This is a genomic window from Anabaena sp. CA = ATCC 33047 (assembly GCF_963870205.1).
In the GTDB taxonomy this organism is placed as follows: domain Bacteria; phylum Cyanobacteriota; class Cyanobacteriia; order Cyanobacteriales; family Nostocaceae; genus Trichormus.
The window spans coordinates 19383-34816 of sequence record NZ_CAWMSA010000045.1 but is presented as its reverse complement, the minus strand read 5'-3'; the positions used below and the strand labels follow the sequence as shown (position 1 = coordinate 34816).

Annotated in this window: 14 protein-coding genes and 2 tRNA genes; 6 read left to right on the top strand and 10 right to left on the bottom strand. The window is 43.0% G+C overall.

Translation table 11 applies throughout. The annotated features are described in order from the left end of the window. The first annotated feature begins 65 nt into the window (after positions 1-65). Positions 66-1433, top strand: coding sequence for a hormogonium tapered terminus morphoprotein TftA (gene tftA, locus AACS98_RS14695; RefSeq protein WP_066381094.1), 1368 nt, complete (start codon positions 66-68; stop codon positions 1431-1433). Positions 1434-1540: 107 nt separating this feature from the next. Here the strand turns inward: tftA and AACS98_RS14690 are convergent, their stop codons facing one another. From AACS98_RS14690 to AACS98_RS14665, 6 genes are all read right to left on the bottom strand, one after another. After that, complete coding sequence (locus AACS98_RS14690; protein WP_066381092.1) at positions 1541-2563, bottom strand: tetratricopeptide repeat protein; 1023 nt, start codon at positions 2561-2563, stop codon at positions 1541-1543. 182 nt (positions 2564-2745) lie between these two features. Further along, positions 2746-3519, bottom strand: a complete 774-nt coding sequence (locus tag AACS98_RS14685; protein WP_066381090.1) for a hypothetical protein — start codon at positions 3517-3519, stop codon at positions 2746-2748. Positions 3520-3617: 98 nt separating this feature from the next. Then, the gene (locus tag AACS98_RS14680) at positions 3618-4025 is read right to left on the bottom strand and encodes a hypothetical protein (RefSeq protein WP_066381088.1); all 408 of its coding nucleotides are present in this window, start codon (positions 4023-4025) and stop codon (positions 3618-3620) included. Positions 4026-4348: 323 nt separating this feature from the next. Next, on the bottom strand, positions 4349-4768 hold the full coding sequence (locus AACS98_RS14675; RefSeq protein WP_066381085.1) for an alr0857 family protein: 420 nt from the start codon (positions 4766-4768) through the stop codon (positions 4349-4351). 16 nt (positions 4769-4784) lie between these two features. Further along, a complete protein-coding gene (locus AACS98_RS14670) occupies positions 4785-5327 on the bottom strand; it encodes an HNH endonuclease (protein WP_066381083.1) in 543 nt (180 codons plus the stop codon). A gap of 81 nt (positions 5328-5408) precedes the next feature. Then, positions 5409-5645: a hypothetical protein gene (locus AACS98_RS14665; RefSeq protein ID WP_339373707.1), complete on the bottom strand. Its 237-nt coding sequence runs from the start codon at positions 5643-5645 to the stop codon at positions 5409-5411. Positions 5646-5727: 82 nt separating this feature from the next. Between AACS98_RS14665 and AACS98_RS14660 the strand changes: the two genes are divergently transcribed. From AACS98_RS14660 to AACS98_RS14650, 3 genes are all read left to right on the top strand, one after another. Continuing rightward, on the top strand, positions 5728-6063 hold the full coding sequence (locus AACS98_RS14660) for a hypothetical protein (RefSeq protein ID WP_066381080.1): 336 nt from the start codon (positions 5728-5730) through the stop codon (positions 6061-6063). Positions 6064-6570: 507 nt separating this feature from the next. Further along, positions 6571-8592 carry a GAF domain-containing sensor histidine kinase gene (locus AACS98_RS14655; RefSeq protein ID WP_066381078.1) on the top strand — a complete coding sequence of 674 codons (2022 nt, stop codon included), beginning with the start codon at positions 6571-6573 and terminating at the stop codon, positions 8590-8592. Then, a complete protein-coding gene (locus AACS98_RS14650) occupies positions 8585-9157 on the top strand; it encodes an SRPBCC family protein (RefSeq protein ID WP_066381076.1) in 573 nt (190 codons plus the stop codon). Before AACS98_RS14655 ends, AACS98_RS14650 begins: the two co-directional genes overlap by 8 nt. Positions 9158-9577: 420 nt before the next feature. On the opposite strand, the gene AACS98_RS14645 is transcribed toward AACS98_RS14650, so the two are convergent. Further along, positions 9578-9650, bottom strand: a tRNA-Glu gene (locus AACS98_RS14645). A 121-nt stretch (positions 9651-9771) separates the two neighbouring features. After that, positions 9772-9844: transfer RNA gene (locus tag AACS98_RS14640), tRNA-Glu, on the bottom strand. Between the two features lie 475 nt (positions 9845-10319). Between AACS98_RS14640 and AACS98_RS14635 the strand changes: the two genes are divergently transcribed. Further along, positions 10320-12209, top strand: coding sequence for a cation:proton antiporter (locus AACS98_RS14635; RefSeq protein ID WP_066381074.1), 1890 nt, complete (start codon positions 10320-10322; stop codon positions 12207-12209). Here the strand turns inward: AACS98_RS14635 and AACS98_RS14630 are convergent. Then, positions 12206-12847 carry a cytochrome b N-terminal domain-containing protein gene (locus AACS98_RS14630; RefSeq protein ID WP_066381073.1) on the bottom strand — a complete coding sequence of 214 codons (642 nt, stop codon included), beginning with the start codon at positions 12845-12847 and terminating at the stop codon, positions 12206-12208. The two genes, AACS98_RS14635 and AACS98_RS14630, sit on opposite strands and share 4 nt — an antisense overlap. Before the next feature lie 172 nt (positions 12848-13019). Beyond that, positions 13020-13697 (bottom strand): esterase/lipase family protein, encoded by a 678-nt coding sequence (locus AACS98_RS14625; RefSeq protein ID WP_066381071.1) that lies wholly within the window; start codon positions 13695-13697, stop codon positions 13020-13022. A 465-nt stretch (positions 13698-14162) separates the two neighbouring features. On the opposite strand from AACS98_RS14625, the gene AACS98_RS14620 reads away from it, so the two are divergent. Further along, positions 14163-15434: hypothetical protein (locus AACS98_RS14620; protein ID WP_066381069.1), on the top strand; the 1272-nt coding region annotated here is incomplete at its 3' end.

The following is a 15434-nucleotide window of genomic DNA, read 5'->3' as shown; positions in this document are numbered from 1 at the left end:
GTTGCCCAAGGAAGAATATTCTATAGAATTGCTGAGGCTGATTTTTTTAAGAGGAATTACGGTAAATGGGGCGTATATTTATTTCAGCAGCCCACGGAGGGCGAGAGGCAAGAGGTATTGATCCCGGTTCTATCGCTGGTGGTACGACGGAAGCTAGGGAGATGATTCTGTTGCGCGATTTGATTGTAACAGAACTGCGATCGCGGAATTTTGAAGTTTTGTCTGTTCCCGATGATCTGAGTGCTGCGGGTACTCTCGCTTGGATTAATGCCCGTGGGCGTAGGGGTGATGTCGCTTTAGAGATTCATGCCGATGCTGCTAGTAGCCCCACTGTACGGGGAGCCAGTGTTTATTATATTGCCACAAATAACGAGCGTAAAAGCAATGGCGAATTGCTATTAGTCGGACTATTACGCCGTGTACCGCAACTGCCAAACCGAGGCGTAAAACCTGACACAGATAGTGGTTTGGGCAGTTTAGCCTTTTGTCGGCAAATTAGAATAGCTTCTTTATTATTACAAGTCGGCTTCCTCAGCAATCCAGAAGATAGGGCATTGTTACAAAATCGCCGTCGAGATTTCGCTTTAGGTATTGCCGATGGGTTAGCATCTTGGAGTCGAGTGATAGATCCCACCCCTGGAAGTCCCCCAGAACCCACTTATCGAGCCATCAACATCAACATTAACGGCCAAAATTACGCCGAACAAGGAATTTTAGTCAACGGTAACTCTTACATTCCGATTGATTTAGTAGATCGGTTGCGGATTGACTTGTCAAAAGCACCTAATGTTAATCGGATTACCTATCGTAAAGTGGTGTATATTAAAGCCATAGAATTGCGAGATTTTAATGTTGCTGTCGGCTGGGATGGAGCAACTACCACTGTCATTTTACGTTCCAATTTAATCATTTGCCCTGGTCAATTTGACCGCATCATGTCTAATGGTAATACCTCAGAAGTTGAGTTACAAATATTTCTGAGAAACAACAATGAAAATGCCCTCAATCAGTTTCCTGACTTACCAAAACTCTATCGAGAAGAAGCCAGCATTGAGGGCGTAAATTATGACATTGCTTTTTGCCAAATGTGCCTAGAAACAGGATTTTTACGCTTTGGCGGAGACATTCAACCTCAACAAAATAACTTTGCTGGTTTAGGTTCGATTGGCGGCGGTGCAGAGACAGCTTCCTTTCCTAGTGCCAGAATTGGAGTCAGGGCGCATATCCAACACCTGAAAGCCTACGCCAGTCTAGAACCTTTAGTTAATGAAGTCGTTGATCCTCGGTTTCGTTTTGTTACCCGTGGTGTTGCTCCCTTAGTGGATCAATTATCAGGACGTTGGTCTGCTGATTTAGATTATGGTACAAAAATCACAGCTATGGTCAAACGTCTCTATGAATCAGCCGGATTCTTAAACGCCAACCGATTGTAGAGACTGGGGATTGGGGATGAGGGGGATGAGGTAGAAATTCTTTCTCAGTCAACAGTCATTAGTCAACAGTCCCCATTGACTAATGACTAATGACTAATAACTAATGACTACAGCGCATCCATAAATTGTTTTACCTTTTCTAATAGTGAGGTATTTTCGATTTTCAATGCTAATTGTTGGGCGTTGTGGTAACAAGTCCGCGCTAACTGTTTACGTTTTGTCATCACATAAACGCTACCCATATTGAGCAATGTGGAAATTTCTCCGAGAATATCTCCCTGTTCTTGATATATTGCTAAGGTTTGTTTAAAAAATTTCAGTGCTTTGCGATGAATGCCTAATTTATTGTAGGTAAAACCGATATTGTTGAGGGTGTTTGCTTCACCGATGCGATCGCCTAATGTCCGACGGGATAACAGCACTTGATGATAAATTAATAGTGCTTGTTTCGGTTGTCCTATATCGATATAAATAGAGGCAATATTATTTAAGGTGATGGCTTGCCCTATGACATTCCTCCCAGCTTTTTGAATTGGTAATGCTGCTTCTAAATGTTCTAAAGCTTTTTTATAGTCACCCAAAGCACTGTAAGCATATCCCAATCCATTTAAGCTTGTTGCCTCACCGGAAAAGTCGCCCAGTAATCGCCGCATGGCTAAAATTTGGTGTTGTAGCAAGAGCGATCGCTTCGGTTCACCCAACCTGATGTAAATTAGTGCTACATCATTGAGTGTAGATACTTCCCCTTGTGAGTCTTGCAATTCCCGAAACATTTGCGCTGCTTTCTCCAGATACTCCAACGCCTGAGAAAGTTGTCCTAAACGGCTACAGGTAGAACCTAAATTACTCAATGCTGTGGCTTCGGCTTGTAAGTTACCAAGCTCAACCGCAACAGCTAAAGCCTGATGAAAATAATCTATTGCTAGCTCAAATTGACAACAACCCAGATAAGCCAAACCTATATCATTTAATGTATGACCTTCTCTCGCTTTATCTGGAATCGCTCTTGCTAAACGTAAATTTTCGCTCGCCAAATTTAAAGACTCTTGAAACTTTCCCTGCCTGTAGTAGTTACTTGCTTCATCACGACGTTCTTCCCACTCTTTGAGTTGATTGCAAGGTTGCGTCATTTTACCTCAGTTGCACCGGAGATAGATTTGCAGGTTTCGGGTAGTTGATTGGGAAATCACTCTTTTGAGGTAGCCCAAGTTAAACCCTAGTTAAACTTAAGTTAACCTTTATTTTCTACCTTTAGGTACAAGACGTAAAGAGCGAGATATGGTAGCATTACTGTCTTAAATAGCGATACTGATTAGGCTGTCTTAAAAAATCTAATGATTTCGCGGACATGATCCAAAAATTGCCCATCTGTGGAAAGTTGCGCGATCGCATTCCTGGCTTCCCGGCTTAATCGTTCGTGTTCGGTTTGATTAGTAGCGCGCAATTCTTCTAAATTAGCGGCAATTTTCGCTAAATCCCGGCGAGTTTCTTCAGAAAAGCGTTGTTGTGTCGCTGCTAATGAATAGGGCTGCTCTAAATTCAATTGTTCTTCTAAAACCTGGACTTTCTGCTCTAGTTCAAAGAAACGCTGACGCAGTTCGACAATATCCTCACGGGGATACTTCCACTCTTGACTAATCATTGTCAACCGCGCATATAAATATTCATAAGCACGGATAGCCGGACGCAAAATAGTTAATAACAAAGCTGCGCCAGAGCTAATATAGCCTACAGCACTAATCCCCGTGGCGGCGAGAGTATAAAGACCAATAGCTGATAACAAGTGTAAACCCAAAGCCAACCAAAGCGATCGCTTGGCTAAAACCTGGACATACTGCACTTGTCTATCATCTACAGGTATATCCTTTTCCTGAGACTGTGCGGCTTCCGCTAACACCTGTTTAGCTTGAAAATGAATATTCCAGGGTACAGTCACAATTACTAACAACCACCAGAAACTCGCACCCCCAATTACCCAATCAAGAAAACTCCCGGCTGGTACATGAAACCATTGCAGCACCCCAAAACCGAGTAGCACCACCGCCACAATACCCGCTATCGAACTAATAAACAAATTGAAATACATATAACCCTGACTATGGTGAAACAATCACCTTAATCATGGTTAAGTTTTAGCTTCGGCATATAAAAGTATGTGATAGTTTTTCTAGCTGCATATATTCTCTATGGGATGAGATAGCTACGCCAAACAGTTGCAGCATCTAGACTATCCTTACTAGGTAACAGCAACCGCCAAGTTTTACCTTCTTGTTGAATTTGTAAGTAAACCTCAAAAGGCTGTTGCAGTTTAGTTAACTGTCTCTTAGGTAGCTGAAAAATTAAATCATAAGTTCCCCGCACACGAAAAGCCGGTAAACTTTCCACCGTCAGAGGTTCTTCCCGGCTAATTTTCAGGTGTTTAATTTCAAACCCTTGAAAATTCAGATCCAAATGTTGATTAAGTTGTGCTTGGGTTTGTGCTAGCTGGAGTGCGATCGCCTTCTGCACCAACTCGCTAGTTGGCAGCAAGCCAACATTACCACAACCCACTAAAAGCAACAGTAAAACTACTGAAAAAAACCACCGCACCATATTATTTCTGCTTTACCTTCAGCGATAGTATATTCCAGCAGTGGACTGACACGACTAAAATGATGCAAAAAAATTGTAGGTTGACTTGACGCAAGGAAACCCAACACCAATCTAATATCAATTCAAAATTCAAAATTCAAAATTCAAAATGAAGAAAAATAGACATCACAAGGGTTTGCGCGTATATATCTGTCACATTCTTTCTTAAAATTGTTATAAGAGTTGGGTTGCGCTGCACTTAACCCAACCTACATCTATACCCCCTTCCCTACAAGAGAATAGCGAAAAAAACCCCCCTCTCCTTACAGGGGAGGGGTTCTCCTCTACCCCTCACTCATCACAGAAGCACAAGCTTGAGCCTCCCGCCACAACTTGTGTAAAAAGAACTCTGTGCGCGAAGGGGAGACATCAACATCAGACGAATCACTAATTGCCGTCACAAACACCCCATCAGCATCTTGAGAACCATCTGATAGCCAATAACCCCGTAGGGAAACTTCTACATACTCAGCATCACAGACAGATAAATCAATAATTTCACTGTTAGCCAGTTTCGCTTCAGCCTTGAGTGCTTCAATTCCTGGTAAGTCCGCAGGTAGCAAAAAGGAAGCCGTGCTGGGTTCGACGCATAAACTTTGGGCAACACGTAACGCTAAAATGACTCGCGTTTGTACCCATTCTTCCACAGACAAACCCAGACACTCTAAATAAAAACCGTTTTCAGTGTAAGTTAATTTCAGCATTCCCTATGCTCTCCTGTTATTCCAGGTTTGCTTGCACATCTATCCAAAATTGTGTCGCATCCTGCCAAGCTTCACTCAAAGCAAAAGCTACCGCCGGGTGAACTGGGGGTTTTGGCTTAGTACGTAACTGCATACCCGCCTCAGTTGGGGTGCGATCGCCTTTACGAGAGTTACATCTTTCACAAGCTGTCACTACGTTATCCCAAGAGTGAGAACCACCTCTAGACCTGGGAAGCACATGATCTAGTGTTAAACGTTTATTACTCCCGCAATATTGGCAACTGTAATGATCTCGCCGCAAAACCTCCCGTCGATTCACCGGCGGAACTTTCCATGATCTTTCAATAGCAGCGATTTTCAGGCGGATATATTTAGGTACATTCACGATCAAACTCGGTGAGTGAACTCGCCACCCATCGACCGTAGAACCCAGCAAAGGTTCGGCTTTATTGGTGATTAATAGCACAATAGCCCGCTTAATATTCACCCGGCACAGTGGTAAGTAATTTTGCGAAAATACCACTACAGACTGCTCTAACACTGGCGTTGCAATAGCCACAGCTTCACTCCTTAATAAAAAACCCCCGCTTCTGATTGAGGTGAAGCGGGGGATAAGAAATTGACCGTAACTTTTTTGGTCTTATTTTGGTACAGCATTTCTCTGTCTGTACCTCCCGCTTCTTGCTTTTAGTTGTGGTTTGGCATTCAGCTTATCAATATTGACTGATAGAAACTCATAATTACTCTCTGTGATTTGTCTATGCTGGTAGCCACTATCACCCATAAATAAATACTCCACTCCCACAGCGTCGGATTCCCAACTAAATCGATAGTTGGTTGTACGCCAGAAAGTAGAGATGGGGTAAATGGATCTCACAGAAAACTTCACCTATTGAACATTGCTTTAAACATACTACACTTGTATTACTATCCTGTCTATACCTTAAAGGAGAAAAATCATGCACACAATTACTCGCACCTCAACCACCGAAATGGAAGTTACCAGCATCCGTTTAGAGCGAGAACTAAAAGAGAAACTGAAAGCAATTGCTGGCAATCAGGGATATCAAGCCCTGATTCGAGATATCCTCTGGAATTATGTCCAGCAAAAATCAGGAGAGTGGAAACCGCGATTTTCACGCGACGATATTCGAGCTAGTATAGCCGCCACCGCCCAACAAGAAGAACGTTGTGTACTCACAGGCAAAGTCATTCCACCCCAACAACCAATGTTATTAGGACTCACCAAACATGGCGATATGGTTCCTCTGAGTGTCGAAAGTTTAGCCGGTTAGTCGTCCTATATTTCCATCAATGCAGCCTAGTTCTTGCCCTCCTGCATAACTGGGCTGCATTTGGGGAACAGTTCCCTATTCCCTGTTCCCTGTTCCCTATTCCCTGTTCCCTGTTCCCTTTTCAGGTGTGATTGCAACCGCAACAGTAAGAATGCGGTTTAGTAATATGAGATTTTGGTCTAAAATCCAGAGAAATACTGTTTATGTCTAGTTATAAACACGATATTGTAAGTTCAAACTATTTACTTGATATTGCCGTGAAGCGTAACACACAAGTTACTCAAGTCTAGGGGAGAATCCGAGTGTATTTTTATATCTAATGTATAAATTATTTTTATATACGGAAAACCTGCTCATCTGCAAAAGAAAGGGACTATAACAGAATGATAGAAAATATTAAGACAGGATTTGCCATTCATCCGCTAGGACTGCACAACTAACGGTGAGGAATATGCCACAAAGTTGGGTGCAAGTAAAAAAGGGCCACTATTTGAGAGCATATCACGAATGAACAAGCATTTACTACCGCCGCCAGAATGCTCCGATGACCCAGAGCGACTTCAAACATACCCAGTCAAACTGATGCAGCATCAGGAAACAACAGCCAACGATCTGGCACAACAAATTAATCACATCATTGCTACTAATCCACAGACAACAACATCAATGTTGCAAGAGATTGCGGCGTTGGTGGGAGTTGCCGCACAAGTAGATTGTTGTTGCTTAGTTACCCTCACAGGCGAAGACTCCACTAAAGCCAAATCCGCTAGTTGGTGTTCTGCTGAATATTTGGGAATCTGGCAACACGATGAACTGTTCTCAACGGAACGGTTATTGACGGAATTACCCGTGGTGCAATGTGCGACGGAACCATTTACGATTGAAGATATTTCCATCATTCAACATAGCTTAGTCATCGGGTGTCAACACTGGTCATTACCAATCAAATCAGTTTTAGCCATTCCCACCCGCTTCCAAGGTAAAAATAATGGTGTAATTAATCTGATTAAGTTCCAATCTTATGATTGGGGTGAAGCAGAAAAACAAATTCTCAAAGCGGTGGAACTGCCTTGTGCGATCGCTTTTAGCCTAGTCACACAAGCACAGTTGATTGCTACTCAACAGCAATACCTGCAAAAAAGCAACCAACACCAAAGCTTAATTAAGCAACTCACTATCTTGAGTCGGAGTAACTTGGAGTTAAATCAAATGCTCCAGTTAGCTATAGCATCCACAGCCGAATCTCTCCAAGCAGATCGGGGTTTGCTCATCTTGCTCAAATATACAGATACCCTGTTTAGAACTCCAGCGAAAAAACAAATTCCCCAGGCAAAAGCCGATGTTGTGGGTGAATGGCGTAGAGAAGTTCACATAGAATCTTTAACCAAATCTTTCTCGTTGGCTGATTGTGGGTTATGTCAGCGTGTGTTCACAGATGGGGGAAAACCCGTTATTATCAACGACTATACGGAGATACAAGACACCTTTGCCGTTGCACCATTGTTGACGATTACAGAATTACCATCTGTACTCTTAATGCCGTTAGAAAATCAAGGCAAAGTCCTCGGCTTTTTGGTGCTACAGCAAGCAGAGGCGCGTAACTGGCAACTGGCAGAATTAAATCTGGTAGAAATGGTGTGCGCGCAAGTCAGTAACGCCATTATTCAGTCAAAAACACTGCGGCAAGTCCAAACTTTAGTCGATGAACGTACCGCCAAACTGCAAAGCAGTCTGGAACTACAAGCCAAGTTGCACGAGAGAACCCGTCAATATGTAGAGCAATTGCAGGAACTCAACCAAATCAAAGACGAGTTTATGAGCAACATCAGCGATCGCCTACGCTACCCGTTGACGAATATGATGATGTCGATCAAAAACTTAAAATTGCCAGGGATTACGCCAGAACGTCAAGTAAGATACTTGGATATCCTCGAACAAGAGTGTGCCAAAGAAATCAACTTAATTAATGACTTGCTGACTCTGCAAAAACTAGAGACGCAACCAGAACGGCCACACTATGAAAATATCAATGTCAATGCTCGCATCCAAGCATTTACTGATGCCATCACCCCAAAACTGGCACAAAAAGGATTAACCATAGATTTAGATATCCCACAGCAGTCGTTAAAGCTGCAAACCGAACTGGAAAGCTTTGACAGAATTCTGCAAGAGTTATTGAATAATGCTCATACATACTCTGAGCGCAATACGATTATTCACCTACACGCCAGTCACCAAGTTAATCAGCTAGTTGATCAAGTTATGATCAAAGTGACTAACATAGGACATGGCATTTCTGAAGAAGATGCCACCTATATATTTGATAGGTTCCGTCGGGGGAGAGGAGGCCGTTGGACTCCGGGGACTGGCTTAGGACTAGCTTTAGTTAAGTCCTTGGTGCAGCATCTCAATGGAGCGATCGCCGTCGAAAGTATCCCCATTCCCGACTCTTCATTAAGTGAAATTTGTTTCACCCTGACTCTACCCCAGTTTTCTGAAGACAGTAACACATATTCTGACAGTGACTAATCCACAAAACATCACAGAGGACTTGGCACTTGCTCCCAATCTCAATGACGAATTGATTGCGGATGCAGATAATTTACCCCTAGTAGAAGTCCTAATTGAAAAAATTGCCGAGAGACAGCGACAAATTACGGCTAAAGTCCAGATTCCCCAGCCAGTGGAGCGAGTCTGGCAGGTGCTTACAGATTATGAAGCCTTAGCGGATTTTATTCCCAACCTTGCCACAAGTTCTTTATTGGAGCATCCTAACGGTGGCATTAGGTTAGAACAAGTCGGTTCTCAACGCTTACTCAATTTCAACTTTTGCGCTCGTGTGGTTTTAGACTTGGAAGAATATTTCCCCAAAGAAATCAACTTTCAAATGGTGGAAGGTGATTTTAAGGGCTTCTCCGGTCGTTGGTGTCTAGAACCTTATATCCTTGATCAAGTTATAGGAACTCATCTGTGTTACACAATCCAAATCTGGCCTAAGCTAACTATGCCCGTGTCAATTATTGAACGTCGCTTAAGCCAGGATCTTAAATCTAATATGCTAGCGATTTACCAGCGATTACAGTCTTTCACTTAAAAAATAGTTCCTACAGCGTCACTAGCCGTAGGAAGTGACAATTAAGCACAATTGAACTCTCCTGGCTTTGAAAAACCAGGATTCCGAACTGATATTGCTACGTGAGCTAAAGCTACACTCCGCAATGTTTGTTCTGCTCCAAAGGGTCTTAGACTGGTTCAAACAGTCCTACTCGCCTCGACCAATTGCTTGGCTGTACGGATACTTTTGGTCAACTTATGATGCTTTTTGTTATGGGTTTTTCACCAGCATCATTAGTAAAAATTTACCATAAGTCTCGCATTAAAAAAACAGGTTAAAACCTGTTGAGTCGTGTTACCCCTGCGGGGAAGCAAGCTACATCCCCTCTCTAAAGAGCAGGGGTTCTCACACTCCCACTATGTTTTGATAAGTTTGTTTCTCTGTTTAGATTTATTTTAATACCCCCAGGGGAATTCGAATCCCCGTTACCTCCGTGAAAGGGAGGTGTCCTAGGCCTCTAGACGATGAGGGCATAAACTTCAGGAATTTAACAATTCCAAGAATTTTCTGTTAATGACTACGACAGATTGGTTATAGTTAATAACAGTTAGTTATTAGCTAAGTCTGTTTAACTCTTAGAATCGATTATTTAATACCCCCAGGGGAATTCGAATCCCCGTTACCTCCGTGAAAGGGAGGTGTCCTAGGCCTCTAGACGATGGGGGCATCAACCTCAGACATTTAATAACTTAACGGATTTTTGAGATAATGTCAATGGTTTGAGCAAAGAATTTTTTGGGCAGGTTGGGGACTGGGGACAAATCAATTCAACATACCCTACGGGAAGCAAGCTACAAAATTCAAAATTCAAAATTCAAAATTCAAGAGTTTCTGGGGAAAAATCTCCTCCGCTCCTCTGCCTCCTCTGTCCTACACAGAAAACATCTAACACTAGGCAGATTATGTACATCTATCAAATGTTGTATTTTTACCTATGTTGAATAATAAAACAATTAATGAATTGTTGGCTAATTGTCACACTCTGTCGCCAATTAGCCAGAAATAGAGTATTTTGAAAGACTAAGTAGGAAAAAAACTCTGAATTTAGCAAGGGATACAAGGTCTAATGTTGTAACCTGTAAAGGGAGTCTTGATTATTCTTTACAAAATATTTTGAAACACACCACTCAACATCGACAGCATGGAAGCATCTTTTGAAGTCACCCTACAGATGGTGATTACTGTCGTTGCAGGTATTAGCGCGCAGGTTTTGGCTGCCTACTTTCGTGTACCTAGCATCGTCCTGTTACTAATGTTGGGTATTTTGCTCGGTTCTGATGGTTTGGGGGTATTGCATCCCCAAATGCTCGGTACTGGACTGGAAGTAATTGTTGGTCTAGCAACGGCGATCATTCTCTTTGAAGGCGGACTAAACCTAGATTTGCGAGAGTTGGGTAGAGTCTCTCTCAGCTTGCAACTACTCGTAACCTTGGGAACTCTCGTCACGCTGATTGGTGGCAGTATGGCGGCTCACTGGTTGGGTGAGTTTCCTTGGAATATAGCTTTTCTCTACGCCTCTATAGTCGTGGTGACAGGGCCAACGGTGATTGGCCCCCTACTCAAACAAATCAATGTAGACCGCCAAGTAGCAACGCTGCTAGAAGGGGAAGGGGTTTTAATCGATCCGGTTGGTGCTATTCTCGCCTTCGTGGTGCTAGACACCATCATCAACGGTGATGCAGACCCGATTAATGCCATTATCGGTTTACTGATGCGCCTTGGTATTGGTGGCGCGATTGGTGGGGTAGGCGGTTATGTCATGAGCCTGATTTTCAAACGTGCCACGTTTCTCTCCTTTGAGGTGAAAAATTTGGTAGTTTTGGCGGTGCTATGGGGGTTGTTTATCCTAGCGCAGATGATCCGCAGTGAATCAGGGGTGATGACTACCGTAGTCGCCGGAGCAGTATTTGCTAACTCTTCTGTACCCGAAGAACGCCTATTGCGTAGCTTCAAAGGTCAACTGACAATTCTGAGTGTTTCTGTACTGTTTATTCTGCTAGCGGCTGATCTTTCCATCGCCAGTGTGTTGGCTTTGGGTTGGGGTAGTTTGTTGACGGTTTTGGTATTGATGTTTGTTGTGCGTCCAGTTAATATCCTGTTGTGTACTTGGAACAGTAATTTAAACTGGCGACAGAAAGTATTCTTAAGTTGGGTTGCACCTAGAGGGATTGTATCTGCTTCTGTTGCTTCTTTGTTTGCGATTTTGCTAACTCAGCACGGGATCAATGGTGGTGATGCCATCAAGGCTTTAGTATTCCTCACGATTATCATGACTGTGGTTTGTCAAGGACTGACTGCTGGCTGGGTGGCTCAATGCTTAGAAATTACTTCTCACGAAGCCACAGGGGCGGTAATTGTTGGTTGTAATCCTTTAAGTCTGTTAATTGCCCGATTCTTTCAAGAACGGGGAGAAAATGTTGTACTCATCGATACTGAGCCGGAATATTTAGAGCAAGCGGAAGCCCAAAATATTAGGGTGATTGCTAGTAGTGCTTTAGATGCTGAGGTGTTGGAAGAAGCGGGACTTAGCTCAATGGGTACTTTTTTAGCTATCACGAATAATGGTGAGGTGAATTTCGTGGTGGCGCAACGAGCAGCCGAGGAATTTAATCCGCCGCGTGTGTTAGCAGTTTTTCCCCGTGACCCCCAAACGAATAATTCTGCTAATAATAAAGTTCAGCAAGCTTTTGTTTCTGACTTAGCCGTGAAAACTTGGAACGAGTACCTGACGAATGGGCGGGTGAAGTTAGGAACAACTACACTGAATGAATCAGAGTTTGCTCATCAAAAGGAACGTATTCAAGAGAAAATGCGGACTGGGGTATTAGTGCCGTTGTTGGTAGAGAGGGATGAACGCCTACAGATTACCCCAGCTAATCAAGAATGGGAAGTAGGCGATCGCATTATCTATCTGCTGTACGACCCCAGACCGAATCTGTTAAAACGGTTATCTGGTGCTAGTCAGTCTACACCCTTGGCTTTAGAAAAGTTGCCAGAGTTGGAAGAATTACCTGTAGGGAAATTGGCTTAACCTTCCGCCAGTGATGCGCCAGAAAGTTGAATTGTTTTCTCTGTTGGTTGTGTATACATTTGCCGTTCTTGCCACATTAAAGCGGCAAAATGCACTACAGCCAAAACGATGGCAACAACAGAGATGATATCGCTATGCAGGGTATATAGATGTTGGACAGTAATGCTGCTGATGGCTCCACCACCTGTGAGGATATCTCGCAGTTGTGTACCGATGACAGGAATAGCTTCAATATTGCCTAACTCAATGTTAAACCGCCAGTAGCCTTCTTGAGTCCAATCGAGAATCATCGCTGTCCAATCTAATCCAATCGCGCTCAGGGTAAAGAAAATCCCACTTACCCAAGCTACCAGCCAACTGTTGCGAAATTGCCGCCCTAAGAACATAACGACAATTTGGATGAGGGCGATCGCAATCATCACATTACCTGATATATCATGCGCTCTATGGAATAACCAACCATAGGCGACTTCTGTATCAATCATTTTCAAGGAATTATAAGCCCCGCCTGCTGTCGGTTCGTAGTAAAAAGACAGTAAAACTCCTGTAGAGACATACATCAGGCACAGGGAAAGTATTACGACCGATAATATCGTTGCTATTCGCCGCAAAATCCGATCAAACTGGGTGCTTTGCATGGCTCGCCCCTCCTGTGATTGGTGTGAATATATATTTTTATTACAATTGTAACTAAGTTTTATTAAAAAACATGATTAAAAATAAATTTTTCTGAATCTGGCAAAGCAATTGAGGTATGATAAGATGTTTGGTTGAATTTTAACCCTAGCCCCTAACCCCTAGCCCCGGTTTTCAAGCTAAATACTGTACCCAAATGTTTAAAGGTTCTGGTGAACCATACCAAATCCCTCTACTTCTAGGCGAATGCCTCACACCTTCAATCACCAAATTTTCTGCTCCTGTTAAATGAGCAGCAGCAATGGGAGTAATCCCATCACCCCAGGTATTACCTTCGCCACAAGTTAATTGATAGCTGCTGTAAGCTAACCAACTGCCACGTTGTCGCTCCCCGAAAATAGTTTGACCAGCGACGCAAACGTAATGCACGTTTTGATAAAATGCACCGGGGTAATTATTATTGACAAAATCTAAATTCCAACGTGTCCAACGTTCTTGGCTAGTATGGGGAGTGCCTAGGGTAATGAGAGTTGCTACTAGAGGATGAGCATTCCAGACATTCATGGCATAAGGCTTTTCTCCTAGGAAAATTCGGGAAATCCAACCACCAGCCGAGTGACCAATCAAATTAACTTGAGTAGCGTTATATTTTTGTAATGCTTGTTGAACAGTGCGATCAAGCTGCTGCAAAATCGGTGTCACAGGTTTACCGCCGATAGTCGGTAGCCAGTCACGCCGCCGCAGTGGTACGGTGAGGGTTGGGAAACCTAAATTTTTGAGAGCGGCTTCAAGTTGACGATAAGCGATCGCGCTTTCTAAATATCCCGGTACAATAATTGTAGGTAATGGCATTTTGAACTGAGCTTTCTAAATTTTCAGATTTGAGGAACAACAAACCAAGAAAAATAGCAACCCTGGCAACATTCTCAGAATCAGCAGATATGCTAATATAGCTCGACTTGCTGATGTTCATCAAAACCACCGTAGTTTTTATCCTTCTACCTCTGCACCAGCGATTTAAGCTATACATTTAGAAAGATGCGATCGCTCTCACAGTTGATTACCCTATGTTTAAGCTGGTAACGACCCATACCGTGAAAAACTCAACGTTCTCAGTCAGGATTAGGGAAAACTTCGTCAGCCAGTGTCATATTTATATAAGTGTTATCAGGTCTTACATAAAAAACAAAAAATCATCCTGTTTTGAGTGCTAACATCGGCAGCTATGATTGATTGTGTAGGGGCGCATTGATTGCCATCAAGATAGAATTGCTTTGCTAGTCAACTGCCACCGAGCCGAGTGAACGATTAACAGCTATGTCTTACGTCTCCGTGTTTAAAAGTATACCTGAATTGTTGAGCCAGCCAACTGGAATAGCAGCAATAGCGTCTGTGGGAATTCATGGTGCTATTGCATTAATTGTGCCTTTAATGCCTGTAAATTCTAATCAACAACAAGACTCATCCTCTCAAAACACAGTCGGTGTTGTAGAAATCAATCCAGCTGATCAAATTCGGCTACCAGAAAATCCAGGTAGTAACCCAGTTGCCCTGCAAGCTCAATTACCTTTATTACAAAATCAATTTCCTCAACAGCCGCAACTACAATTACAAACTCCTCCGAGTTTGAATGCTGCAACGACTACCTTACCGCCTTTACCGCCACCTGTGGCAGCACCGCTATCACTGCCACCAATTCAGACCATACCAGAAAATTATCGCATAGCTGCCTTGCCCCAAAGACAGCCCTTGCGGATATCTCCTAGACGCAATTTCCAAATCGATAATTCTGGCTTCAATGCTGCCAGAAATAGATTTACACCTGTAACTCCTCGGAGTTTTGATGACAAGGCGGTAGTACCAACAACATCAACACCGCTACCTGTAGATAACTTGCCAGAATTGAGTGCAGCTAAGTTACCAGACAATTTGCCTGACAATCTACCGGCGACACCAGTAAATACTAATCCTAATCCAGCAACTACACAGCCTAGAGAAAATATAGCTAAGGTAGCTCCCATTGGCAAAACTCCGACAGTGGGAGATGAATTAGCCTTTGCTAATCAAAGCATCCCCAAATGGCAGCAAGGCTCTACTTTGAATCTACCTGATGTACCTTCTAAACAAACTGAACAGACTGAAGTTACACAGGTAAACTCATACGCAAGATTGAGAGCTGCACTTCAGCAGCAATACCCCAATTCGCAAGAAAAAACAGTCATTCGCAAGACTATCTCCACAGATAAACCTGGTTTGGAAGGTATAGTTTTAGGTGTATTGGTAGTAGATGCAGAAGGCAAAGTCTTAGATATCCAGTTCCAAGACAGAGCAGTTGCTCCCGAACTGCAACTAAAAACCAGAGAATATTTCACCCAAAACGCGCCTAAAGCAGAGAAGCAAATCAGTCGTTATCCATTTAGTTTACGTTTCCAAAATGACGGCAGTAATGCGGCTGAAGCTAGTCAAGACAAAACGCCGGCTGTAGTTCTGCCTAAAACAAGTGAGACTTCGGCAGAGAATGAGGCGCAACCACAACCCTCACCAGCTGTAACTATTAAACCTTTACCAGTACCGCAAGTCAACAAAAAT